Origin of the sequence: Bacillus sp. 522_BSPC (assembly GCF_001076885.1) — a bacterium.
GTDB lineage: Bacteria > Bacillota > Bacilli > Bacillales > Cytobacillaceae > Niallia > Niallia hominis.
This window is the reverse complement of record NZ_JVDT01000120.1, coordinates 17,091-42,633: the sequence shown is the minus strand read 5'-3', so window position 1 is coordinate 42,633 and position 25,543 is coordinate 17,091. Positions and strand designations below refer to the sequence as shown.

Here is a 25,543-nt window from a genome sequence, read left to right as displayed (position 1 = left end):
TTCCGTATAGTGCGATTGGTTCAACTAACCATCAGGAGTGTTGAAGGAAAACGCCACTGATGAAAGTTTCTCTAATTTTAAAAAGTAAAAACCGATTATTTATTGGTCATTTTGAATTTAATGTTCATGTTCTGTCCAAATATAAATAAATTGTGACAAAATTAAAAACTTTTTTACCCTTTTATCCTAACATCCGAACGAAAAGGTGGCAATATATTTTTTGTTTTACTAGCATTCTTTTTTCAATCCTTTTTATACATACATAACTTTTTAGCTTTACTAAATAAAGTAAGAAAGGACGAATAATATATGACCGTTCAAATCCATTTTGATGATTCATGGAATGATCAGCTACTAAAGCGAATTTCAGATGATGGTCCATGGGCCAATTGGGAATTATATAAACTAGCAGTAGAAGTAGAACAACATAATATCATACCAGACTTCGAGGGTCTAAAAGCCCCTAAGTACTTATCAGAGCTTTCTCCTTTGCCCCACCAACTTGAAGTTGCAAAAAAGGTAATCGAAGATATGAATGGAAAAGCTATTTTGGCAGATGAAGTTGGTCTTGGAAAAACGATTGAAGCAGGATTGATACTAAAAGAATATATGATTCGCGGATTAGTAAAAAAAGTGCTGATTTTAGTTCCTGCCTCTCTTGTCACACAGTGGGCTTATGAATTAAATAGTAAATTCTACATTCCCGCTATGGTTCAGCGCAAAAGCTATGTTTGGGAGCAATGTGACATTGTCGTATCTTCTATTGATACAGCAAAAAGACAGCCACATCGTGATATCATAAACAATCTGGACTATGATTTGGTGATAATTGACGAGGCCCATAAGCTGAAAAATAATAAAACAAAAAACTATGAGTTTGTTCAAAATTTAAAAAAGAAATTTTGTTTACTATTAACAGCTACTCCTATTCAAAATAGAATTAGTGAAATCTTTAATTTAGTATCTTTATTAAAGCCCGGACATCTTGGTAGCGAATCATCCTTCTATGAAAAATATAAAAAAGATGCCCGCTCCATTGATGATGATGAGAATCTAAAAGCTTTGGTCAATAAAGTAATGATCAGAAACAGACGCCATGATACAGGGATTGAATGGACAAAAAGAATTGTTGAAGCTGTCCCAATTGAATTTACAAGAGAAGAAAGAGCATTGTATGAAGGACTAGTAGATTTAAAAACAGAACCCAATCTTTCTAGCAATAGTGAAAATTCCCGCAGTCCTTTTTCGATGATTACATTACAAAGAGAGGCGTGTTCCAGCAGGGAAGCAGTGTATTATACTCTGCAAAACATGGCGAAGAAAGTGGAAAATCCAACACCACAATTCCAACAAAGAATACAAGAACTGGTAAAAAAAGTAGAAGCGATTCAGCAAAATTCAAAGGCAAACAAAGCACTTGAGCTTATTAAGAAGATTAATGATAAAGTAATCATTTTTACTGAATATAGAGCTACGCAACTTTATTTACAATGGTTTTTGAAACAGCACGGTATTACATCCGTTCCATTTCGCGGTGGATTTAAACGAGGCAAAAAGGATTGGATGCGAGATCTCTTCCAAAATCATGCGCAAGTATTAATAGCAACAGAGGCTGGCGGAGAAGGGATTAACCTTCAATTTTGCCACCATATTATTAACTTTGATTTACCATGGAATCCAATGAGACTAGAGCAAAGAATAGGACGAATTCATCGACTTGGTCAAAAAGAAGATGTAAAGATTTATAACTTTGCCGTTAAAGATACTGTGGAAGATCATATTTTAAAATTATTATATGAAAAAATCCATCTTTTCGAAAAAGTAATTGGGGAGCTAGATGATATTTTGACGAAATTGGACTTTGGCAATATGGATGATTATATGGTTGATATTTTCTCCCACTCAAAATCAGAAGGAGAAATGAAAATCAAAATGGATAATTTAACAAGCATGATTGAATTCGCACAAAGTATGAAGGAAGGTGAGCCATATGAAGCAGCAGGAAATTCATCAATTTCTTGAACGATTTTTTGTCGCAAATGATTGTGAGATAGTAGAGAATAAACCTGGTTACCTAACTGTCCAATTAACAATTGAAATGGACAAAGAGTTAATGAATCGACCTTTTTATTGGCATTATCTTGAAAAGACTGGTGGCGTCCCAAACCCCGCCAGTCTAACCCTCATTACTGATCCAAAGCTTGCACCAGAGGATTTGAAGGGCGAACAGATACACTTTGGGTCTCCACGTCTTCATCAACTTTTTGCTTCTGCAAAAAATTTATCAAAGTATATTCGTTTATATGAATATAAAATAGCACAAGGCCAGCAACAAACAGCATTAAAGCCATGGCTTGCTCTTAATGTAAAAATCTCCTATCAATGTGACAGAAAACGGGATGTGTTTCAATCGATTGGTCTGCAGCTAATCAATGGCCAAATAGCAACAGATTTCCAGGCAAAAGTAGAGAAAATGAACCTTTCTGCCAAAATTCCTGATTATGCGTTTACTCTTTCTCCCTTAATCATGCCGAAAAGCGGGATAACAAGAATTGAAAACATGATAAAACAATCTTTATTATTAGAAGATCATACATGGGCAGAAGAAGCGAAGGAAAGGTGGAAAAAGGATTTAGAATTGCTAGAGCATTTTTATGAAGATATGGAAGACATGGAGGAAGAACAAGAAACCTTGGAAACGGAAAAATTAGCTCTACAGGAACAGTACGAACCAAAGATTAATATTTCGATTATTAATGGCGGGCTATTCTATTTAGCTTCAGAAGCTGTCTCCTAAACCATAATCATGAAAAAAGGAGTAGATTTATGCTTTAATAAGCTAAGTCCACTCCTTTTCATAACCTATCTTCTTACATTTCTACGCTTAAAGCTAAACATAATTAAATAAGGTAAAACTCCAAACCACCTCAGCATAAATGGTTCTTTCAGCCCTTTTCTTTCCGCTCTTAACTTTTGCCTTTCTTCTTTAGGCTGATCCATGTACTGGACAAATGTTTGGGTTAAATACTTCACATAATCGTTGGTATTCATTTAATCACCTACTATAGCATTTGTACTAGGATAGCCCTATCGTTTGGTTTTTATTCATTCTATCCATTTCGTCATTTTATTTTGCTCCATATCAAAGTAGCTTACGGCATAAATCGGCTTTATCCCCGCTTGCATATTTAATTGATAATCGATTTTAAAAGTAGTACTCGAATTTTTTTCGATTGTATAAAAAACATTACCATGTAAAAAAGTTTTTGTACCAGCAAGTTCAGGATGTTCTTCTGTAGAAAGTTCATATTCAATTTCTTTTAGGGAAGACAGGAAATAATATTCTTGCATATTGCTATTTCTCACACTTATTTCTATCCCTTTTTTCTTTTCATAAAGACCATATAAAATAAATAAGAAGGAAATAAAAAGAATATACACACAGAGCGATAATGGATAAATAAACCCTTTGTTATTCATTTTCCATTCACATCACTTTCCATGCGGAGATAAGATATTATACTTGCATCTTTTTTCTTATCAAATCGGTTAATTACCTCTATTCTAAAACCATTCTTATTCCTTTTAAACTCTACATCTTTAACACCTTGTAATGCGACCTCATGCCCTGTCGAATCTACCCGCCTTCTTATACTGCTTTCATATTTTTCATAAATAACCACTCTGCTATCCACATAAAGCAGTAATTTGTTGTTGGAAACATCCATATTCTGTGCAATCTTCACTTCTTTTTTTAATTCTAGGATGAACACTTCCCATTCCATATCCTGTAACTCTATCTCGGAAATTTGACGGTTAACGATATGTTTCAAAGGAATGCTTAGTAAAGAAAGAATAATAGAAAAAATAAAAAAGCAAAGAAGCATTTCCAATAAAATATAACCTTTATTATTCAATATCAACCCTTTTTTCATTCGATGAACACATCGCATATTTCTTTCTTCTTCTGAAATATATTATTATATTGGATACAAACTGTATTATCTATTTTCCAAAGGATTGTGTAGACATTCCCCTCTTTTTCAATAGATGTATTTCCTTTTTCTCCTTCTCCTAATTTAACTTCCATTAAATAGTGATAAAATAGGTCATTTACCATCTTCCCTTCTTCCGAATCTTCCAATTGCTTTAACACATGCACATAAATCGGCATCCAAGTCAAAGCAATAAGAAGCCATATTGTATAAGCCAATAAATATTCCGGTAACATAAAACCTTTACAATTTAGTTGCATAAAATCGCCCTTTGCCAATTAAAATCGTTAATTTATATGGCTGCTCTCCAATTCGGAATTCATATGTCCCAAATTTAGAAACGTTCCCTCTCGTATTGATGGTAAAAGAGATCGTGTTTTCATTTACAAAAACAATATCTTCATTGTAATAACGATCCACAATACTACCCACATATTCATCTCCACGGATGCTGTAACGATTTAAATTCGGATATATTTTTACTTGAAGAAGCGATTGATTTGCGATAGCAAATGCCTGGGCATAATAAAGATCTGCCTCTAATTGAGTAATAAACTGGTTCTCATTAAGTGTAGTTTGCTGGGAGGTGACTATGAACACAGATAAGGAGGAGAGAATCACCAATAATGACATTGCAAAAACCATTTCTATTAGTGTAAATCCTCTTTGATTTTCTATCATGGATTTTCCGTACTAGCAGTAGTAACTACGCCATCTGTAATAATTAATTCCTTGCCATTCGTACATTGCTCTTGCTCTTCTGTGATATAATTATCCTCTTTCAGCGCAGAGATACTCGCAGGATATTCTTTATGCTCCATATAATAGGACTGAACCTCTGCTTGTACCATCTTTGTTAATGCTTCACAACCTGTGTCATTTATCTTTGAATTATGCTTTGTAATATTGGGAATTGTCACAATTAATAATATGGAAATAACCACCAAAACTATCATCATTTCTATTAGTGTAAAACCCTTTTCATTATTCATTTTGTTCTCCTTTCAAAATCCATCTAAAAGCTGAAACATTGGCATTAATACAGATAAGTAAATGGAAACAATTAAAATTCCCACAACGGAATACAGTGTAGGTTGAAAGACCTTCATTGTTTTTTGTATATTCTCTTCTATTTGCATAAGGCAATGATTGCCATAGTAATAGAATTCTTGATCCAGCTTTCCATTTTCTTGACCATGCTGAATAATTTGAAACAGTTCCTTATCTAAAAAAGTAAATAACATAAAGGCTTGATCAAGACGATCGCCTTTTTTCAACTGCGAAATAGCAAGTATACCTATTCGAGAATACAGCTTTTGCTCTTTGTTTTCTTCAAAAAATTGCAAACATTCATAAATCGAAAAGCCACTAGATAATAGATAACTTAATTGCAAAGATAAAAGGTAGGAAAAATAATGCCTGACAATTTTTCCTATGAATGGGATTCGCGCTAGTAAATTCATTTGAACTATAATATCCAGTTTGCGGAAATATACATAATATGAGACGTAACAAGCAATAAGAAGAAGTAATAGAAAAGCGAAGAGAGAGGGAAGAACGTTACCGATTATTTGGACAAAGAGCAGAAAGAAATTCTTATTTATATTCATCGTTAGAAAAATGGAATTAAACTTAGGAATGAGGATACTTTGAACAAAGAAAAACAGAATAAAAGTAAATAATAGAAGAAAAAGAGGATAAGATAGAATCTTCCTTAATTTTTTGATTGTATCTTGTTTATTCTGAATCATTTTACTTGCATCCTGAAACGCAGTTGCAAATCCTCCATGCTTTTCAGCAAAATACACAAAACTAATAACTTGGCGATCAAAATTTAACCTTACAAGGTTTTCAAAAAACGTATCTCCTCCTTTTAACGAACCATAACAAGCATTTATATCTTCCAATCGACATTCCGGCATGTAATAACGCGAAGATTGAACCGCTTCTGCCATGGAATAGCCCCTATCAAGCAACTCCCCAATACATTTTAAAAATCTAGCTTGCTCTAAATTAGTCCACGCCTTATTTTTTTTCATCATAAATCCATCGTTCATATTCCCCCTCCTTTATATATCCTAATGCTATCCCTTTACAAATGATGTCCCCTAATGTTTTATACTTATAACTCCAATCATCTGTCCTGTTATTAAGAATGTTAGCAATCATCCTTCCAGTTATCATTTCAAATACAGTAGATCTTTTTAATCGATCATCTAAACGGTAACAGAAAGGTGAACAGCCATCATCACAAAATGGACATACCATTTCTACTAGTCTTTGTGCGGTAACAGCAATTAAGGTTTGTTCAATTTCTGTCTCCTTTATGCCAAATTCGAGCAATCGATGAATCGCACCTTTCGCATCCCTAGTATGCATGGTAGTTAATACCAAATGCCCTGTTAAACTCGCTCTTATTGCAATATGAGCAGTTTCCCTGTCTCGGATTTCTCCAACCATGATAATATCGGGATCATGGCGAAGAATCGCTTTTAGTCCTGTTGAATACGTAATACCAGCCTTCTCATTAACCTGAATCTGCAGTACATTTTCTTGGGGCTTTTCAATCGGATCTTCTAAGCTAATAACATTTCTTTGGTAGAGGTGAGCATTTTCATTTAAGAGGGAATAGAGTGTTGTCGTTTTGCCAGATCCAGTCGGACCTGTGAGGATAATTAACCCATGAGCGTGCTTTAATAAAGAGATTAATTTTCGAGAAACATTTGGAAATAAGGAGATATGGTAGATTGGAAGCATATTTTTGTCGTAAAGAAGGCGAATAACTAAACTTTCGTGAGGGGAAGAAGGCAAGGTTGATAAACGTAAGCCAATATGTTGACCATTGATGTTTGTAGAAATAGAGCCATTTTGCGGTTTTCTTCGTTCTCCAATATCCATGGATGCCGTAAACTTAAAATGAGAGATTAACTTGTCACATTCCTCCGCAGTTATTACTAATCTAGTAAGCAAATGATTAGCAATCCGCAATTGAAGGACCGATTCCTTTTGTCTCGGGGTTATGTGAATATCAGTAGCATTTTGCTCCACTGCATCACGAATAATACGATTGGCTAAAGCTTCAATAGATAACACTTTTCATAAAACACCACCTTTTTATTTATTCGTATTAATATTTCGACATAAAAAAAGAAATTCCTTCAATTTTCATTATTTTTTTACTTTTATTCAATTAGTTATTTTTAAATATAATGCAGATTATTTCTAGACTAATATTTCCGATTAATTTCCATTGTTCTTTTAAAAAAACTTCTGATTTTGAATAAAAAACACCGAACAAGCCATACTATATATATCAATTATATTGGGCTATAGCCAAGTGGTAAGGCAACGGACTTTGACTCCGTCACTCGTTGGTTCGAATCCAGCTAGCCCAGTAAAGACCCAATTTACATGGGTCTTTTTTTTATACATATGAATTCGCTATTATTCTTTGTTAATTTTTTTCCGAAAATGAGAGACATCATAGAAAAAAATTCCCTTCTAAGCTTAAATAGCAGATATAAGTTGAGATATTAACTCCTTTTTAAAAAATTGTTCATTTATATGAAATCTTGCCGTTTATTTTAAACACAGACGTATATACATTTAGTTAAACAAGAGTCAATAAAAACTACCCCAGTCTGTCTTGATTTCTTTTACACATTCATATCATCATGTTGAATCTGTGACTTTTCGATTTGAATAGTTGCATGGTCTATTTTAAACTTATCTTTTATTCGAACAATCGCTTGCTGAAGAATAGCTTGACTGTCTTTTTTATCATCAATTAACATATGGCAGCTTAATGTATCAAGCCCGGAAGTAATGGTCCATATATGCAGATCATGAACATCGATTACTCCTTCGATTTCTTCTAACACCATTTTCACATCTTCTTGGTTTATTGTTTCCGGAGTTCCTTCCATTAATATATGAGTAGAATTTTTTATTACTCCCCAACCGCTTTTTAAAATTAATAAAGCAACTACTACAGATATTATAGGATCTGCAACATACCAATCAAAGAATAACATGAGTACTCCAGCAATAATTGCACCAACGGAACCTAATGCATCACCCAGTATATGTAAGTAAGCACTTCGTAAATTTACATTGTTATGCACATCCCCTTTCTGCATTAATCCCACCGCGCTAACGATATTTGCTAACAATCCAATTGCTGCAATGGTCATCATTGTTCCACTAGCAACCGTCGGAGGCTCGGCGAACCGTTTTATAGCTTCCCAAATGATAAAAAAAGCGATAACAAACAATGTGGCGCCATTAAATAGGGCCGCTAAAATTTCAAAACGATAGTATCCATACGTTTTACTAGGCGATGTTTTACGGGACGCAAACCGGATTGCAAGAAAACTTAAGAAAAGAGAACCAGCATCACTTAACATATGACCTGCATCTGATAATAAAGCAAGACTATTTGTAAGAAGTCCTCCAAAAAACTCCAATAGCATAATTCCACAGGTAATTAGTAAAGCGAAAATTAACCCTTTTTTATTACCCTCTCTTGTTGATTCGAAGCCATGGTGATGATGGTGATGTCCATACTGACTATGATTATGCTCATGAAAATTCCCCATATTTTTTCCTCCTTCTATTTTTTAAATAAAATTACTTACCTTGCGGATTTATCAAACCAACAGAAAATACTCTTTTCCCTATATTTTGTGGTAAAAAACTAATTTTATGACCAACTGATAAAGGAACCTCTCGTCTATTAAAACGCCAGCTGAAGTTATATCCAAAAATTCCAGCCACCACTACTACAACAGCTCTTGAATATTCTAGATGAAGAGAAGGCTGCATTACACAAGAAGATAAAGCAGTGTAAAATGAAGAATAGATGATGTTGATTAGCTTCTGTTGTAATTAGAGCAGCTTGCCCCTCCATCAATAATGGAAACAGCTATTATCTCCAAATTATCTTCTTTTATATGAATATATGCTCATATATTAATTTTATATCTCCTATTAATAAATGTCAATTTTACATTTGAATAATAACAATATGTGAACGGAAAAAACATAAAAAAAACATTATAAAGATGGCCAAGCTTCAAATGGTGAATATGTACAATTTATGAACAAAATCTTGTGAAGTTGTGAACATTTTATAAACTTATCGTTTTAACCATGTTTATGGTAGATTGCTATATTATAATAAAGAAAATTAGTTCCCAGGAGGAAACAATTGTTATGGAAAATACACTAAAAGTTACAAATGTATTGTCTGACCCAACTCGTTTCTATATTTATCAATACATTACTAAACGTCATCAAGATGTAACCGTTCAAGAAATAGCAGACGAATTTTCTATCCATCCAAACGTAGCCCGCTTACATTTATCTAAATTAGAAGATGTAAGAATGCTCTATTCTGAAACAAAAAAAACAGGAAAGGGTGGCCGTCCAAGTAGACTATATCGTTTATCAGATGAGGTCATACAATTTAGCTTTCCATTTAGAAATTATCAATTATTAAGCAGTATTTTATTAAGATCCCTTGAAAGCCTCGGTGCAGAAGGAAGTAAAGCACTATATGAAACAGGAAAAACATTTGGCAAAGAGATGATGGAACAAGAAATTGCCCGTTATACAAATAATACCGCATCATTATCCAATGGAGATAAACTACGGCTATTACAAAATGCCAGTTTAATGACAGGGCAACTGCCAGCATTAGAATGGAATGATGATGAAACTTCCTTATATTTTGAAATATATAATTGTCCATTTAAAGAAGTTGCAATGGAGCATAAAGATAAAGTATGTACAATGCATCAATCTTTCTTTACTGGTATGTTTGAAGCATTATTTAAGGATGTTCAGTTAATCGAAAAACAGAATATTATTTCAGGCTGCGATCAATGTGCCTATAAAACACAAGTTCAATAGGAAAGAAAAGAGAGTTTCCTGTAATTATCTGCAGAAATACAACTTTTATTCAGGTTATCCATTTCTATATAATTGTTACTTATCCTTTTAACGAGTCTACTTATTTAAAAATGAACTATTTATTTTATCTTGCATTAGGATTCCATATTTAATATATGACAGCATGTGGAATACACAAATGTCAATCTATTTGCCACGTAAAGTGTAGCTAAAAAAACTCCTTATTGCTCAAATTTCAAGCAATTAAGGAGTTTTTTTATTGTTTCTATTTAACTTGGTTTACTTGTTTTTTTCTTCTAGCAATATAAAGGAACAATATGCTAGCAAAAATCAATATAAATCCGATTAACAGATAATTATAAGAATGTGTGCCTGTTTCAGGGCGTTGGTGGGTTCCGTTACTTTCTTTTCCACTTCCATTTCCTATATTAGATACATTCTGACTATTTTTGTTATTTTCTTGATTTACCGTGTTGGTATTATCATTATCTATTCCTTTTCCAGGATTTTCTGAGTCTTGTTCATCCTCTGTTCCGTCATCTGGATTTTCTGGGTCTTGTTCATCATCAATTACTTCACTTTGTCCGGAGATAGTAACATTCAGATCTACATACGTTCCAAATTGATCTGCCGCCGAAACTCTTACAACTATTTGACCGTTTCCTTTTGCAGTTATGACTCCCTTTTCGTTTACAGATGCAAATGCGTCACCACTTATTAAGTCATAATTTAAATTCTTATTGGTTGCAAAGGTAGGATATACTTCTGCCTCAATTTGTGCTGTTCCTTTATCTTCTGTAATTGCGATAGATTTTGTTATTTTAATGCTCGTTACCGGAATAAATACCTCTGGGTCAATATCTCCAATTTGGGCTTCTTCACTAATAATCAAAGTACCTTTACCAGTTATTTTGCCGTTTATTTTTAATGTACCATTAATAGTTAAGGAAGCATCTTTAGCAATCTCTAAAGTTCCATTAATGGTTAAATTACCGTCAATTGTACGATCACCAATTACTGATACTTTTTTACCTTCTGGGATAACAGAAGCATCTGTTGTTGAAATATCCACTTCTCCGTCCCAAATAAGTTCTGGTGTTTGCTTCAGATTATTAAACTTCACTATATCCTCTCTTTGAGAATTTAACGAAACAGTTACGTTCGCTTCTTCATTAAAGGAATTCCAACCATAAGCATTTACACCATTACCTAGACTAACATCCTTTATGCTTGATCCAACCATTGAATTAAACGCATAATCCCCAATATATTCTACACTATTTGGGAGAGCCACTTTATCTATGCTATTTAAACCAGAAAATGCATTGCCCCCAATATATTTTAAATTATCTGGGAGATTTAGTTCTTTTAATGATTCTAAATCTGCAAATGCATTAGATTCTATCATTTCTACGGAATTAGGTATTTCTAGCTTCTCCGCTTTCTTATTTCCATAAAATGTGTATGCAGGTATTTTCTTTGTTCCGTTTGCTATATTAATTGATTCATATTTATTTCCAGAAAAAGAAACTGCCTTTAAATGAGTTAACCCATCTGGTATAGTAAGCTCTTTTTCTGTCCATTCACTTGCTAACAACGGATCCCATCCTAAATAGTTTAATCCATATTCTTCAACTAATTGTAAGTTTTCAGGAATATTCATTGTGTCTAGTCCGTTAATTTGATCAAACGCTCTTTCACCAATTTTTGTAATTGTATCAGGCAACGTAATTTTCTTAAGATCCTGATTTCCTTGGAAAACATAATCATAAACACTTGTCACTGTATAAGTAATATTATCTCCTTCATTTGTAACTGTTTCAGGAATAACAAGTTCTTGTAGTTTCTTATTATTTTCAAATTGAGTTACTTCAACTGTTGTTGCACTAGTTGGTCTATAAATCAATGAACCTACCATAAATTGTCCACTGACATAGTCAGTAAAGCTTACCCCACCAGACTTTAATGGATTGGTGAATCCACTTCGTCTTAATTCGAAAGCAACTTGATCATTCGCAACATTTACTGTAGCTTCTCTTGAAATTCCTTTAAAGGCATCCTTTCCAATTGTCTTGACGTTTTTACCAATTTTCACTTCATTCGCTTTCGTACTTTGTGCAAAAGCGTATGTTCCAATTTCCTTCACAGAGTTTGGAATAATAATTTTTTCAAGACTAGATATGTCAGCAAATGCAAATTTCTCCACTTTAGTTACATTTTCAGGGATATCTATAGTAGTTAATCCACTTGATTGAAAAGATCCGTACCCAATTGATGTAACTGATGTAGGAAATTCAATTTCTTTAAGTGAAGATGCTTTAAAAAACATAAACTTAGGAACTGCTTTCATCTTCTCTGGTAATTTGACTGTTTCTAAACTTGCACTATCCGTAAATGCAGCTTCTCCGATATACTTTAGTGTGTCAGGTAAGATAAGTTTTTTCATTGAACTAACAAAACCAAAACTTTGTTCTCCAATACTTTCTAACCCTTCTGGTAAAGTCAATTCTTCAAATGCATCTATAAAGAGAAATGCAAAAGAACCTATTGATTTGATGTTCTTAGGTATATTAATTTTTGTAATACTTGCTCCATTAAAGGCATTGTCATCAATTCTCTCCACACTGTCTGGCATTTTTACATTAGATAGTGCAGATGCATAGAAAAATGCACTTTGCCCAATAACTTTTAATCCTTCGGAAAATTCTATCGAAGTTATGGAATTATTAAAATAAAATGCTTTAGCTCCAATAGAGGTTACTTTATATTTTTTTCCGTTATTTTCTACTTCGGATGGTATATAGACATTTCCTTTGATAGTATCATAGCTAGAGAATAGTTTATCTGGCTCACCTATTAATTGTACTTCGTCATTACTAGTCACTTTATAATAAAAGTTTTCATATTGGAAAGTGTCATTTAAATCTTTACTGATAATAGAATGGTCTGCATCTATTGACATATCACTATATCCTATTGCATCATCTTCGTCTGGTTGTTCAGGATTTTCTTCATCAGGATCCTCTGTTTCACCTTCCCCTGGCACGTCCGTATCAACGTAAACCTTGATAGAGGAAGTTAGTCCTGTAACGGCAGTTGCAGTAATGGTTACTTCACCTTTAGCTATCCCAGTTACAACACCATCAGCATCAACAGTTGCTATTTTGTCATCAGAGCTTGTCCAAGTTAACGATTTATCAGCTAAATTTTCTGGTTTAACTGTTGCATTCACTTTTTTCGATTCGCCTATTGTCAAATCTAAGTACTTGTCTAATACAATTGCTTGTGGGCCGATATCCACATAATTTGTACTAATGTTATAAGCATAATCGAACCCAAAGATACTTAATCTACCTGGATTTAATGACTGGTTCGCAAGTTCTTCTCCAAGATTTGTTATATCTGCACGAACTGTGCTCGTTTCTCCTTTTTTCTCCACATAGTCTATTCCAAGTTCAAATAAAAGTACATGTCCAGCGACGTCCCCAACAAGTATCTGTTGAATATAGTTATCGTCTTTTACATCAAATGTTAGGTATACTTTGCTATCCTCTTTAACAATGTCGACATTTTCTACTGTTGGTGCTTCTGTATCTACAGTAAAAGGAAGCTCGAGCGTTTTTTCTGTATCAGTTCCTGCAATTTTACCACTTACTTCATAAATCAACTCCGTACCACTTGGTACTTGCTGTCCTTTTTCATCCTTTCCATTCCAACCTTGCATATTAAGAATCGGTATATATGCACCTTGAGTGGAACTAAAGAAGGTTTTACGGGCATCACCATATACATAGGACCAAACATCCTTATCATTTGCATCTTTGATTTTAAAGGATAAATTTTCTGCATTTCTTAATAAGCTTGTTATAGAAGTAAATATTCTTGAGTTATCCCCATTTAATGAAGGAGAAAAAGCAATTTTTTCTTTATCATATTTACCTGTGATAGCATTTCTTCCTAAATAATATCCGCTTCCTGCAGCGTTCGAATTAATCATTATCGTTGATGTTTGTGTAGTAGGCTGGATTTTATCATATACTGTATTATCAAAAATGGAAGGATCTGTCCAATTACCATAGTATCCTAAGAATGGAAGAGAAAGTGTTACATGATCCCCTTTTTCATCATATAAGCCTGTGTAACATTCTATATAGATACCATTTTCGAAATTAGCATCCAAATCCGCTTTCCCTTTTTCTGTTAAGGAAATCGTTACAGAAATGGTTTTATTACTATTTGGACTAACTGTTACGTTATTGTCACTGTCTAATCCGCTGTAAGTTATAATTACTTGGTCATCCGTTAATTCAATGTCTTCCTCACTCATAAACTTATTGTTATTTACAACTTTTATCTTTGCACTAAGTGCTTTAGTATTAACATTATAAGTAATGTTTTGGTCTGAAGAAAAATTATTGATTGCAAATTTGTAAGAGTATTTCCCACTTTCGCTAGATCCTAATTCTGCTTTTGGCTTATCACCATCAACTGTTAGGTATGCATTTGTTTGGATTGCATTAGCTACATTAATAAGTCCAGCTCCTTGCTTACGAACAGGAGCATATACACCATTTTGGTCTTTTACCGGAGAAGCTGTACTCATTAAAAGATTCGATACTAAATTTGTTTTTTCCACTTGAGATAAACTAGAAAACTTCTCATTTACATATTCTTTGACTGCTGCAGCTGCTCCAGCAAGATGTGGCGTTGCCATAGATGTTCCGCTCATTGCACCATATTTATTCCCTATTAAAGTAGAATAAATATTGCCTCCAGGAGCAGTGATTTCTGGTTTAATTTTCAAATCTGGAGACGGTCCGATAGAAGAGAAAGTAGACATTAGTCCAGCTACTGGACTTCCAACTTCTCCGAAATATTCTTTCGGGAATTTTATCGTTTTATCCAGATTTTTTGCTAATATAGCTTCATATTTTGACGCAATCGATATCACTGGAATCGTTTCTTCCGAAAGGCCAATCCCTGTTGCATCACCATTTTGATTATTATAAATGACTATTGCAACTGCTCCAGCTTTTGCTGCCTCTTGCGCTTTTTCTGTAAAAGTGATCGTCCCACGTTGAACTACCGCAATCTTATCTTTAACATCTAACTCACTATAATCCTTTTCTTCCCCAATTCCTGGTACCATTACATAAGCATATTCCTTGTTATCAAGTGTATCCAATACATCATAGGTGTCTCCATCTGTGTTAGAAGCATTTTTATAAGGAATATTTTCGTCTCCTACTTTAAAATACGGAGAATTATAAACAGTATTTTCCACACTTGCTACAGATAAACCTGCTGCAAAAGTTGATGGTGAAGACACAACCGCATTATCTGGATTTGACGCTAATGGCACGTTAGTTCCATATGTATTATTAACTACAGCATTATCATCATTACCAGCAGCCATCAATAAATTAACGCCTGATTCCGATACCCTTGTATACGCTTCTTTTACTGCTTCTTCCCCTATTTTTGTGAAGCCAGCACCTGATCCTAAGCTCATATTAATGGAATCTGCACCTAATGAAACAGAGTCATCTAATGCAGCCAAAATATCATCATCATAGGCTGATCCAGTCCCATCTGAAAACACCTTCATAATCATTAATTGAGCTTCTGGAGCAATACCTTTAATTTTATCACTATTTGCTGCAATAGTTCCTGCTACATGCGTTCCATGGTCTATATCACCAATGACATTCGGGTCTTTATCTGCATAATCATATCCAAAAGGAACCTTTTGACTTGCAAACACATCATCTGACGATAAATCTCCAGCATTTAAACTAACGGAAGATATAAGTGACGAAATATCATTTTTGAATATTTTGAATTTTGTGGGTCTTTTTGAAATGCTTCATGATTTGTATCTAGTCCCGTATCAAGAATAGCTACAATCGTTTTCTCTCCTTCATATCCAAGCGCTTGCGCTTGATCTGCCCCAATCATTACACTACTATTTTTCATCTGTATATCATTATTTGCTTCAGCTGGAAGTTCATATTTCACAGCCTCAAAAATTCTTTTTACACCAGATATTTTCTCTATTTTTTCAATGTTTTCCCGTTTTGTCTCTAACGAAAAACCGTTCATAACTACTGTGTATCGATAGTTATCTTTAAAACTAGCATCTACCTTTTCAGAGATCTTTTTCATTACGGAGTCTTGTTCCCCCATAATATTATTTGCAATTTTCTTTCCCTTATTAGAATTAATAAATTCAGATGGTTCTTGTTTACTTTTTGTACTGTAATAGTCTAATACTGGTCCTTCCTCTAATTCTACTATTACACGAACCTTTTCTTGTGGATCATAACCATATTCCTCACTAATATTTTCTTTTTGAGAAATATTTAATTCACCCTCGGCTTTTTCCATAGTTATATAACTAGTATTCTCTTTTGCACTTACATAGTTATTACTAAATGGTGTGATTGTACTAAATAATACAACCAATAGAGTTAGTAGAGTAGTAACTTTTTTGCCACTCTTTAATATACTCATTTCCCCTTCCCCCTAAACTATTTATTTAGAAAATTCAATTACTTTAATATAATATCATGTAGTTAGATATGTTTCAAACTATATTTTAGATAACAATCTAATTTAGTTTGTCTTTTATTATATCGCTGTGATACTATTACATTAAAGTAAGCGTAGTTGTAAGTACCCTTATAAAAAATTGCATAAATAGTAAAGGAGCTACCTAATGGATATATCAATAACATCTAAATATGATGTTTTTACAGAATGTATTTTCTTATTGGAGAGGAGAAATTTACCAGAAGGGGATGAGTTTCCTAAAACAATCTATGATGTTATACAAAAGATATGTGAAAAGTACAATATCCCTTTTGAAGAATTTTCGGATGAAATTTATATTTTAGCAGAAGTAGAAAATTTTATTATGGACAATCTAGAAATCGAAGAAAAAAAACTACTTTTCTATTTTGGCATTGAATCACAATCGGACTATTCACTTGCATGGGCATTATATTATACAATACGTAAACAAATTATTTTTAATGATAATGATTATGAGAATCCCCATGAATTTGATTTAAGAATACAACTTATTGGACTAGTTCTTAATTATAATCTTGAAGGAAAAGAAATTAAAACAGAAAAAGATTTAAATGATTTCTTAAGAGATTATCAGTGTACAATAGAGGATAAATGGTTATGTACTCAAGTATTCTATAATGCTGGTAAATTTCAGAAGGAATTGCTTGAAATATTGGAAGAAGTTTCTGATCTATTTAATCAAAAAGCGAACATTCTGCAATCTTATATTGACGCCTCTGCTATCTTTCTGAAGGAATATTTCTTGAAGAATCCTGAATCTAACATAATGAAACAATATAATTTACAGTTAAACTCAAGAGAATTAATTATCATTCCGAGTGCAATGGGGTTTAATACATTAAAATGGGACCATATGGATACAGATGGTCCGGAATATTTATATGCTGGAATTATGTACCATAAAATTGGCTCACTTATTCAAAAATACAATCACAATGAAGAAACCCTATTAAATCGCCTTAAGCTTTTAAGTGATAAAAGAAGACTAGAAATCTTGAAAGCACTAAAAAACGGTCCCTTGTGCGGACAAGATATTTCTCAATTACTCTCACTTACGCCTGCAACTGTTTCTCATCATATGAATTTCTTAGTAAATGAGGGATTTGTTCGGGTGCAAAAAACCGGTGTGCGAATTGACTATTACTATGTACCAAATGAAATGAATCTCTTCATGAAAAGCCTAAATAATGTTCTGCTATAAGTTTAATTTGGTTCTAATCAAAATTATTAGGCTTTTTTATTAAGATTGATACTATTAAATACTTTAAATTCATAGGAGGTTTTCCCTCCTAATTGTAACACTTTTAAGTTCTTCTATATTTGTAAGGTGAATCCAATAACAAAAAGCCCATCCTACCAATACTTGCTGTTTCAGAATTATTTTTCGCAAAAAAAAGCCACCAAATGGCAGCTGGAATTACTTTAAGAAAGCACCAATAGATTAATGAGAGGATTATTTGCTCTAAATCCCTATATTAACCCATTAAGACTTCTTTCCTCTCTCTTTTCTTCGGTATCACTTACATACTAACTTAAAAGCCGTTAATATACGGATTATGATCCATTTCATGTTCGATTGTTGTTTTTCTCCCATGACCAGACAGTACAATCGTCTCTTCAGGTAAATTTAAAAGCTTCTCGTGAATGCTATTTATTAATGTACGTTGGTTACCACCAATTAAATCAGTTCGTCCAATACTTTCATAGAAAAGAGCATCGCCAACAAATGCCCAATTCTCTTTTTTAAAATAAAATGTGACACTTCCTGGAGAATGCCCTGGTGTCTCCATCACTTGAAAGGTAAAATCTCCAATTGTCATCTTAGGATTCTCATCCAAGAAGTGCTCTGCTGGTCTGGTAACTACAGGATTGGGAAGTCTAAATGCCTCACTCCCATTTAATTTCGGATCAATCAACCACTCTTCTTCTTTGCTATGTACATAAACGGGAATGCTATAATCTGTTCTAACTTCCTCCACTGCACCAATATGATCAAAATGTGCATGGGTTAAAAGAATTGCAATAGGGGATAATTCTAACTCCTGAATCATCTTATTCAATTTTACTCCATTTGCACCTGGATCTATTACTAAACAATCCTTCTTTTCATTCCATACTAAATAACAATTGGTCTGGATTGGCCCTAAAGGAATTTGCTTATACTCCACAAAATCCCCTCCTATTTATTCTCTAATTGACTTACTACCCGTTCCACTTTCTCTTCCATTTTTCTAGTGATGTCTCTTCTGTCATCAATTCTGATGTTTGTGCAAACACGCACAAGACCTTTTTCAAATGGAACTTCATGCATTGCCTGAATCACTTCAAATAATGTTGGAAGTTCTCCTTCAATAATCGTGTTCATTGGTGTTAATTGGAAGCGAATTTGGCCTTTTTCCTCATAGTTCATTAAAACTTTTTGAATGTCTGCTACATACGCACTTACACTTGGAGTTTGTGTGCCAACTGGTATAACTGTTACATCAACGATTGCCATAATTTATTATTCTCCTTTCTCTTCTATCAGCCAATGGATTTCATCTATTATTATTCGATTTGAGTTCATTCCTATGATGGCATATTTTTATACCAACTTCAACTATTGAGCAATATTGGACGTAAACAATGGTGTAATATCTCCAGTCTCCATATTCAGCATATTTTCAAGATAATAGCCATAAAGACAGTACTTTCCATCGCTTGAAATTTGAATTGGCTGATCTTCTAAATCTTTATCGGCAAATAACTTTTTACTCAGACCTGTTTCCATATCTACTTCAATAAGTTCAAAACCCTCCTGATACGTTTCTGCATTGCCATTTCTTTCGGGAGTAAAGGTAAGAAAGCTATTTTTATAAATGGTATAGTTCGGAACTAACCAATTTGCAAATTTTGATAATCGAGGAACAGAAATACTCCCTTGCTTCTTAATATTTGCATCATAAAAAGTATAAACTGCCTCTTCTTCTTCTTCCCCCTTACTTGATATAGTAAGTAGAAATTCATTTTTCTGGTCAACAAAGTAAATATTAGCCAAATCTATTTCGTTTTCTTCTTCCGTTTCCAAATTAAATATTTTCAGCGGGGCATATAATGACGGATTGCTTTGATCCCAGTCAAGATACATTACCTTTTCCTTCGTTAACCATTGTGGAAAAGGAGTAGAGACAGGAAAATCACTTAATACATTTTCCTGAATATCCAATGTGAATACTTTACTTTCCCATTCCTTGGTTAAAGTTGTAATGAGCAATTCATTTTCATTATGAGAATTCCATGAAAAGTCTGTTTCATAGCTTTGTAGCTTTCTAGAAAGTATTTCATTTCCTTTATAATCAATTATATGAATTTCTCCTTCTTCCTCAGAAAGAGCCGTATAAATTAACAGTTGATTTTCATTTAAAAGAACATTAGATAATTCTTCTTCCGACTTATATAGAGGGATATGCTTTCCTGTATAAATATTATAAGCATAAATTTCATATACCCCTTCATAGATAGAAGAATAACAAATCGTATCTTTCTTTATCCAGCCATATACTTGCTCAAATTCTCCTTCAATTGGACTTATAGGAGGAAGCATCGCGTTGTTATCAACATCATTGTCCTTCGCTTCATTTTCACTGGCTGAATCATCATGTCTAGGAGCACAGCTAGACAGAATTAGTGTGAAAAAAGTGAAGAGAAGAACTATTCCTAGCGTGTTTCTCTTACCTAATGAAAACATTTTTCACACCCCTATAATACTATTCAAGTTTTGTTCACTCTATAGAATAGTAACACAAAAAAGCCGACTTTTTTCGGCTTTTTTCAAATCCACTTGTAGATTTTTTATTAAAAGTAATATTTCCAATCAAATATAGGTCATTTGTTACAACTATATAGTTATTTAATATCTCTTAAAAATGGAATACTTCTCTTTTTTCAATTTGCCTAAACTTTTCTATAGAATGATGTGTAGCCCTACATATATAAGGAAGCCAAGAAAAGTCCAGTTGTTTCATGATAAATTTCATTAAATTGAGAGAGAGGGAGTGGATTTATCCCTTTTCCTAACTCAATTGTGAATCCCGGCTTTCTTAATTCTTGAATAAACCAATCTTTATATCCTGCATGACTATCTACATTTTGGATCGCTTTATATCCACTCACTCTCGAAAATTCTTCTGCAATTGCTCTCGATTCTTCTGGTTCCATTCCTTCATATCCCCAATACAATTCTTTTCCCTGTGTATGTAAAGCTACTAATCGATCAAATTTTTCTTTTTCAACTAAATTTGCCATCACCTGAGACTCTGGTTCTGACAAAGGGCTATCTCCAGGATAGTCTCTTGGAGCAGGCGCTTTCGGTTCTTTTCGTTCCTTTTCTATTTCCCAATTAGATGGAAATTGATTATTTAAATCTACACCACGGATATTTGCTTTCCAGCCAGTAAAATCGCTGCTACCTGCATTTATGGAAATGATTTTTTCTTTTTCTTTCTCTAAAGGACCGTTTAAAACCAAATCAACTCCGTCAGGATTAACCATTGGTACAAGTGATAAATCAGTACCCTGATACAGTGGCATTGTTCGAACATTGCGCATAGTAGTTCCGTTTGTTAATGATAATAAAAAGTCATTTAAAAACGTCATTAAAATTCCTGTCGTAATCCATTCATTTGCATGGAAGGAAGCATTTATATGAACCTTTTTCTTTCCCTTTCCTATTCTGATTTCATCGAGATTTTTTCCTAATACACTTTTTCCTATTGTTTCCTTTTTAATGAATGGGAAGGCCTTTATTAAACGATTCATATCTGACTGTAGGGATGTATAGTCATACTTTTTCTTTCCCTGCACAAATCGTCCCACAATACGGTTTGGGATTAAAATCTCCTCTCCGACTTTAAGTTTATTAGGATTTAATTGTTGATTTAATAATAATATGCTATCAACCGAAATATTTCTTGCTCCTGCAATTTTCCACAGAGTATCCCCTTGCTTTATTTGATGGACTTGTGATTCAAATCCAGGAATTTGGATAGTTTCAGAAACTGCTAATTTATTTGGATTTACGCTAGGATTACTATCTAAAATAAGATTTAGGGGAACCATAAATAGTTGACTATAGTACCAAAGTGTATCTCCTGGTCTCAATTTAATCTCCATATGATCACTCCTCTCTCTATTTATATATATGAATCCCTGATAAAAAACATGCTTAGCAGCGATATAGCAATTGCATATTATAATTTTTTTATGAAGGTGCTGTTTTCTTACATAATTTGACCTATAAGCAGCACTAACGGATTTAATCATTTAAAATATATAAAAAAGCTTCATGACTAATATAGTCACAAAGCAGTTTATTGCTAATCTATTAACTAAACATCAATTAGTATCTTCCCTTACATCAAGCATTCCGTTTTCTTTATCATAAAAACGTAGTAGGTCTCCATAAATAATGCTATCAGAATACTGTAATTCTAAATTAGCCTGTTCTATATAGGGTTCACATGCATTACCGTCAGCTACTTCTCCTGTCGCGCGCTCATAACAAACCTCTTTAGTATATACATACTCTTCTGTAATAAAGCTACCATCTCTTAAAACAACAAATTGATTGTTTTTTTCTGAGAATAGATCTGAACCAAATTGGATATCATTTTTCGTTTCAATACCAAGCAAATGTAGAAGAGTAGGCTTGATATCCATTTGCCCCGAAACAGTTGAGAGTGTTTTCCCCTTCATCCCTGGAATATGGATAACAAAAGGAACTCTTTGTAATTGCGTACTGACAAAAGGAGTAACTTCTTCCCCTAATAATTCAGCCATTGCTTTATTATGATTTTCAGAAATTCCATTATGATCTCCATACAAGATGATAATACTATTTTCATAGAGACCTTCCTCTTTTAATCTCTCGATAAAAATTTTCAACGCTTCATCCTGATATCGAACAGTCGGTATAAAGTTATTTAACGTTCTACTTCCAGTTGTTAAAGGTTCAATTAATTTATCCTCTTCTTCCAGTTCAAAAGGAAAATGATTTGTCAACGTGATAAATTTACTGTAGAACGGCTCTGGCATTTCTTTTAAATGAGCAATCGATTGTTCAAAAAAGTCAATATCCTTCAATCCCCAACCAACAGAATTGTCCTCGTTTACCTCGTAATCATTAATTTCATAAAATCGGTCATATCCCAAGCTTTGGTACATAATATCCCGATTCCAGAAACTTTTATTATTTGCATGAAGGGAAGCTGTAAAATAACCATTTTCTTTCAAAATTTCTGGTGATGCTTGAAATTCATTTCCAGAATGGGTAAAGAAAACGGCCCCTCTGCTTAATGGATACAAGGAATTTTCGACAATAAACTCAGAATCTGATGTTTTACCTTGTCCAGTTTGGTGATAAAAATTATCAAAATAAAAGCTTTCTTTAATAAAATCATTTAAAAATGGGGTGATTTCTTCCCCATCCACTTCCCGGTTTACAGTAAAAGCCTGTGTGGATTCTAAGCTTACCATTATTACATTTTTCCCCTTAGCTATTCCAAACATATCCTTATTTGGTTCTGTATAATTCGCCTGATTGTAATTAACCATATCTGTTAACTCACTACCATCCGCAAAAGCTCTTTGCGCAGTAGTCTTTGTTTGAAGAAAAACATCATAAAGTTGGTAATTATACGTCCCAATATTTTTCACTAATAGCTCTCTGTCAAATGTCCTAGTTAGTAATTGCGTTCTCTGAGTTTCAGCTAAGCTTAAATTGAAAAAAGCTAAGCTTATCGTAAATAAATAGAAAATACTTTGCTGCATCCTAGTATATTTAGGAATTTTTAAGAATGCTGGCTTCTTTTTCATAATAAGCGCAAGTAGAATAATATCTACAAAGAAAAGAATATCTGTGAGATGAACCAGCTCTCTAACACTACTTCCTAAATCACTCATATTACTCGTCTGAAATAAGAGTGGCAGGGTTAAAAAATCGGTATATACACGGTAAAAGACAACATTTGCATATAATACAATCGAAAGTGTCAAACTGGAGATGAGCACATATCTTTTTTGATTTTTCTCCGAAAGAAACATGGAAATACCCAAAATAAATAACAGGGAGCTTAATGGATTAATAATTAATATAAATTGTTGAATCGAATTTTCAATTTTGATATCAAAGCTAGTCATATATGCAATATTCGTTTTAATCCACAATAAAACTGTTGCAACCGCTATAAGTGATAGCTTTGACCATTCAAATTTATTCTTAAACAATGATGTATCCTCCTTACTATTGATCAAACAAAATCTCGACATAATCACTTTACACATTTTACAATAATTTTATTATATAAAGACAATCTTTATGAAATTTTAATCTAATTTTCATCTTTGCGTATTAATATAGTATATTACACTTTTTTAGACGTGCAACTAAAAGAAAAGTTTCAAAAACTTTTGCTTTTTTTAAAGTGTCCTTTTTATGAATATTCCATCTATTAATCTAGTAAAAAATCTTCTCCCGATTCAGAAGAAGATTTTGTGAAATATTTGATTTAAAATATGTCTGATACTCTCATCATTTGATTAATTTTTTGCAAGCCACGCAGCACCAATTACTCCCGCTGTATTCCCCAATGTCGCAACATCAATTACAGTTGATTCTGCTACACTTTTAAAAGAGAACTTCAAGAAGTTTTCTTTTACTGGATTTAATAGCACATCACCAGCTTTTGAAACGCCACCACCGATGACAATTTTCTCTGGATTTAAAGTATTAGCAATATTAGCTAGTACCAATCCTAAATGGAAAGCTACGAATTGGACAATTTCATTAGCTAATTCGTCCCCTTTTTTCGCTGCATCAAATACATCCTTTGCCGTAATAGCGCCGTCTTGATCTAACACAGAATGAAGTACACTCAACGTATGTCTTTCAGCCAATCTTTCTTTTGTCAATCGAACTATTCCAGTTGCAGAAGCAATCGTTTCTAAACAGCCTGTTTTTCCACAATTACAAGGAGCTCCGTTTTCTACAATAGCCGTCAAATGACCTATTTCACCAGCAGCCCCCTTCACTCCTTGCACAATATCACCGTTTATAATAACTCCGCCACCAACACCTGTGCCAAGAGTAACACAAACTAAATCTTTGGATCCTTCTCCAGCACCTTTCCACATCTCACCTAGTGCTGCACAATTGGCATCATTGTCAATTGTTACCGGCAAACCTAAATCTGCTTCAAGGCGCGCTTTTAATGGGAAGTTATCTGGCCAACCTAAGTTCACTGTATTGAAAATAACACCTGTTTTATAATCAAATGGTCCAGGTGCGCCCATCCCAGCACCTAAAACATCTTCCTTCGAGTGTCCTAATTCTTGCAATTTAGCATCGATAGATTTAGCAATGTCGGATGTAATATTTTTTCCATCTTCCGAATTATCTGTTGGGATTTCCCAATGATCGATTAAATCTCCCTTTAATGATAAAAAAGCGATTTTTACCGTTGTTCCACCTAAGTCAATTCCTGCTACCCATTTTTCCTGCATCATTAATTCCCCCTATTTTTCTGTTCCGATAATAGCTGTATTTCTTGATTAAGTAATCGCATAGCAGAGTCAAAATCTTGCTCTTTAATTAATTGAGATTGATACAATTCTTTTATTTCAGATTTCATTAATTGTAAATCGCCTACACGATCGCCAACATAAATAATCGTTCCATATTTTTTTAAAAACTGTTGCACATCATAAATGGTTTCCATGGTACCCCTCGATTTCATACATATTCGACTCACTGCAAAGGTTTGCATAAAGTGATAAATTAATCGTTTTCAAATTAAGTATATCGGAAATGAACCGTTTCCTCAACAGCAGATTCATTTCTCCCATTAGAATAGTAATAAGCAAGATAATGACTTTTACGCGAAATATTTTCATACCAAATTAAAGCCTAAACTACTCCATTTATCATATTTCTCTTCTTTTCTCATATATTAAAAAAAGTACCTCTAAGACAGGCTTTTAAAGTAAAATGATTTCCCATTAGATGG

At 33.4% G+C, this 25,543-nt stretch carries 22 protein-coding genes and 1 tRNA gene; 5 read left to right on the top strand and 18 right to left on the bottom strand.

Annotation, left to right across the window (positions count from 1 at the left end; all coding sequences use genetic code 11):
• The first annotated feature begins 309 nt into the window (after positions 1-309).
• Positions 310-2,022 (top strand): DEAD/DEAH box helicase, encoded by a 1,713-nt coding sequence (locus tag ADJ83_RS09565; RefSeq protein WP_031535303.1) that lies wholly within the window; start codon positions 310-312, stop codon positions 2,020-2,022.
• On the top strand, positions 1,991-2,797 hold the full coding sequence (locus tag ADJ83_RS09560; protein ID WP_031535306.1) for a YqhG family protein: 807 nt from the start codon (positions 1,991-1,993) through the stop codon (positions 2,795-2,797). The genes ADJ83_RS09565 and ADJ83_RS09560 overlap by 32 nt, the downstream gene beginning before the upstream one ends.
• A gap of 65 nt (positions 2,798-2,862) precedes the next feature.
• Here the strand turns inward: ADJ83_RS09560 and ADJ83_RS09555 are convergent, their stop codons facing one another.
• The 8 genes from ADJ83_RS09555 to comGA are packed head-to-tail and all read right to left on the bottom strand — an operon-like array spanning position 2,863 to position 7,088.
• On the bottom strand, positions 2,863-3,051 hold the full coding sequence (locus tag ADJ83_RS09555) for a YqzE family protein (protein ID WP_031535307.1): 189 nt from the start codon (positions 3,049-3,051) through the stop codon (positions 2,863-2,865).
• Between the two features lie 54 nt (positions 3,052-3,105).
• Positions 3,106-3,480, bottom strand: coding sequence for a competence type IV pilus minor pilin ComGG (comGG, locus tag ADJ83_RS09550; RefSeq protein ID WP_031535309.1), 375 nt, complete (start codon positions 3,478-3,480; stop codon positions 3,106-3,108).
• The gene (gene comGF / locus ADJ83_RS09545) at positions 3,477-3,953 is read right to left on the bottom strand and encodes a competence type IV pilus minor pilin ComGF (RefSeq protein ID WP_048717688.1); all 477 of its coding nucleotides are present in this window, start codon (positions 3,951-3,953) and stop codon (positions 3,477-3,479) included. Before comGF ends, comGG begins: the two co-directional genes overlap by 4 nt.
• Entirely contained in the window at positions 3,932-4,255 is a 324-nt protein-coding gene (locus tag ADJ83_RS09540; protein ID WP_031535312.1) for a hypothetical protein, read from the bottom strand. The genes comGF and ADJ83_RS09540 overlap by 22 nt, the downstream gene beginning before the upstream one ends.
• Positions 4,239-4,676 (bottom strand): competence type IV pilus minor pilin ComGD, encoded by a 438-nt coding sequence (gene comGD, locus ADJ83_RS09535; protein ID WP_031535315.1) that lies wholly within the window; start codon positions 4,674-4,676, stop codon positions 4,239-4,241. Before comGD ends, ADJ83_RS09540 begins: the two co-directional genes overlap by 17 nt.
• Entirely contained in the window at positions 4,673-4,987 is a 315-nt protein-coding gene (gene comGC, locus ADJ83_RS09530) for a competence type IV pilus major pilin ComGC (protein WP_031535316.1), read from the bottom strand. The genes comGD and comGC overlap by 4 nt, the downstream gene beginning before the upstream one ends.
• A 12-nt stretch (positions 4,988-4,999) precedes the next feature.
• The gene (gene comGB, locus ADJ83_RS09525) at positions 5,000-6,052 is read right to left on the bottom strand and encodes a competence type IV pilus assembly protein ComGB (protein WP_048717687.1); all 1,053 of its coding nucleotides are present in this window, start codon (positions 6,050-6,052) and stop codon (positions 5,000-5,002) included.
• Positions 6,021-7,088, bottom strand: a complete 1,068-nt coding sequence (gene comGA, locus ADJ83_RS09520) for a competence type IV pilus ATPase ComGA (protein ID WP_031535321.1) — start codon at positions 7,086-7,088, stop codon at positions 6,021-6,023. The genes comGB and comGA overlap by 32 nt, the downstream gene beginning before the upstream one ends.
• A gap of 230 nt (positions 7,089-7,318) precedes the next feature.
• Here comGA and ADJ83_RS09515 point away from each other — a divergent pair.
• Positions 7,319-7,390: transfer RNA gene (locus ADJ83_RS09515), tRNA-Gln, on the top strand.
• A gap of 261 nt (positions 7,391-7,651) precedes the next feature.
• Here the strand turns inward: ADJ83_RS09515 and ADJ83_RS09510 are convergent.
• On the bottom strand, positions 7,652-8,593 hold the full coding sequence (locus tag ADJ83_RS09510) for a cation diffusion facilitator family transporter (RefSeq protein ID WP_031535323.1): 942 nt from the start codon (positions 8,591-8,593) through the stop codon (positions 7,652-7,654).
• Positions 8,594-9,209: 616 nt separating this feature from the next.
• Between ADJ83_RS09510 and ADJ83_RS09505 the strand changes: the two genes are divergently transcribed.
• Positions 9,210-9,908 carry a helix-turn-helix transcriptional regulator gene (locus ADJ83_RS09505; RefSeq protein WP_031535326.1) on the top strand — a complete coding sequence of 233 codons (699 nt, stop codon included), beginning with the start codon at positions 9,210-9,212 and terminating at the stop codon, positions 9,906-9,908.
• Between the two features lie 265 nt (positions 9,909-10,173).
• Here the strand turns inward: ADJ83_RS09505 and ADJ83_RS09500 are convergent, their stop codons facing one another.
• Positions 10,174-15,672: a leucine-rich repeat protein gene (locus tag ADJ83_RS09500; protein WP_048717686.1), complete on the bottom strand. Its 5,499-nt coding sequence runs from the start codon at positions 15,670-15,672 to the stop codon at positions 10,174-10,176.
• 26 nt (positions 15,673-15,698) lie between these two features.
• Positions 15,699-16,421: a protease inhibitor I9 family protein gene (locus ADJ83_RS09495; protein ID WP_031535330.1), complete on the bottom strand. Its 723-nt coding sequence runs from the start codon at positions 16,419-16,421 to the stop codon at positions 15,699-15,701.
• Between the two features lie 205 nt (positions 16,422-16,626).
• Here ADJ83_RS09495 and ADJ83_RS09490 point away from each other — a divergent pair, with 205 nt between their 5' ends.
• The gene (locus tag ADJ83_RS09490; protein ID WP_031535332.1) at positions 16,627-17,703 is read left to right on the top strand and encodes an ArsR/SmtB family transcription factor; all 1,077 of its coding nucleotides are present in this window, start codon (positions 16,627-16,629) and stop codon (positions 17,701-17,703) included.
• Between the two features lie 331 nt (positions 17,704-18,034).
• On the opposite strand, the gene ADJ83_RS09485 is transcribed toward ADJ83_RS09490, so the two are convergent.
• The 7 genes from ADJ83_RS09485 to ADJ83_RS09455 form a co-directional block, all read right to left on the bottom strand.
• Positions 18,035-18,670, bottom strand: a complete 636-nt coding sequence (locus ADJ83_RS09485; protein ID WP_031535334.1) for an MBL fold metallo-hydrolase — start codon at positions 18,668-18,670, stop codon at positions 18,035-18,037.
• 11 nt (positions 18,671-18,681) lie between these two features.
• A complete protein-coding gene (locus ADJ83_RS09480; protein ID WP_031535336.1) occupies positions 18,682-18,999 on the bottom strand; it encodes an MTH1187 family thiamine-binding protein in 318 nt (105 codons plus the stop codon).
• 102 nt (positions 19,000-19,101) lie between these two features.
• Positions 19,102-20,229 carry a hypothetical protein gene (locus ADJ83_RS09475; RefSeq protein ID WP_031535339.1) on the bottom strand — a complete coding sequence of 376 codons (1,128 nt, stop codon included), beginning with the start codon at positions 20,227-20,229 and terminating at the stop codon, positions 19,102-19,104.
• A 236-nt stretch (positions 20,230-20,465) separates the two neighbouring features.
• On the bottom strand, positions 20,466-21,653 hold the full coding sequence (locus ADJ83_RS09470; protein WP_031535341.1) for a M14 family metallopeptidase: 1,188 nt from the start codon (positions 21,651-21,653) through the stop codon (positions 20,466-20,468).
• A 222-nt stretch (positions 21,654-21,875) separates the two neighbouring features.
• Positions 21,876-23,765 carry an LTA synthase family protein gene (locus ADJ83_RS09465; protein ID WP_048717685.1) on the bottom strand — a complete coding sequence of 630 codons (1,890 nt, stop codon included), beginning with the start codon at positions 23,763-23,765 and terminating at the stop codon, positions 21,876-21,878.
• A gap of 312 nt (positions 23,766-24,077) precedes the next feature.
• Entirely contained in the window at positions 24,078-25,040 is a 963-nt protein-coding gene (locus ADJ83_RS09460) for an ROK family glucokinase (RefSeq protein WP_031535344.1), read from the bottom strand.
• A gap of 2 nt (positions 25,041-25,042) precedes the next feature.
• Positions 25,043-25,255, bottom strand: a complete 213-nt coding sequence (locus ADJ83_RS09455; protein ID WP_031535346.1) for a YqgQ family protein — start codon at positions 25,253-25,255, stop codon at positions 25,043-25,045.
• Between the last annotated feature and the right edge of the window lie 288 nt (positions 25,256-25,543).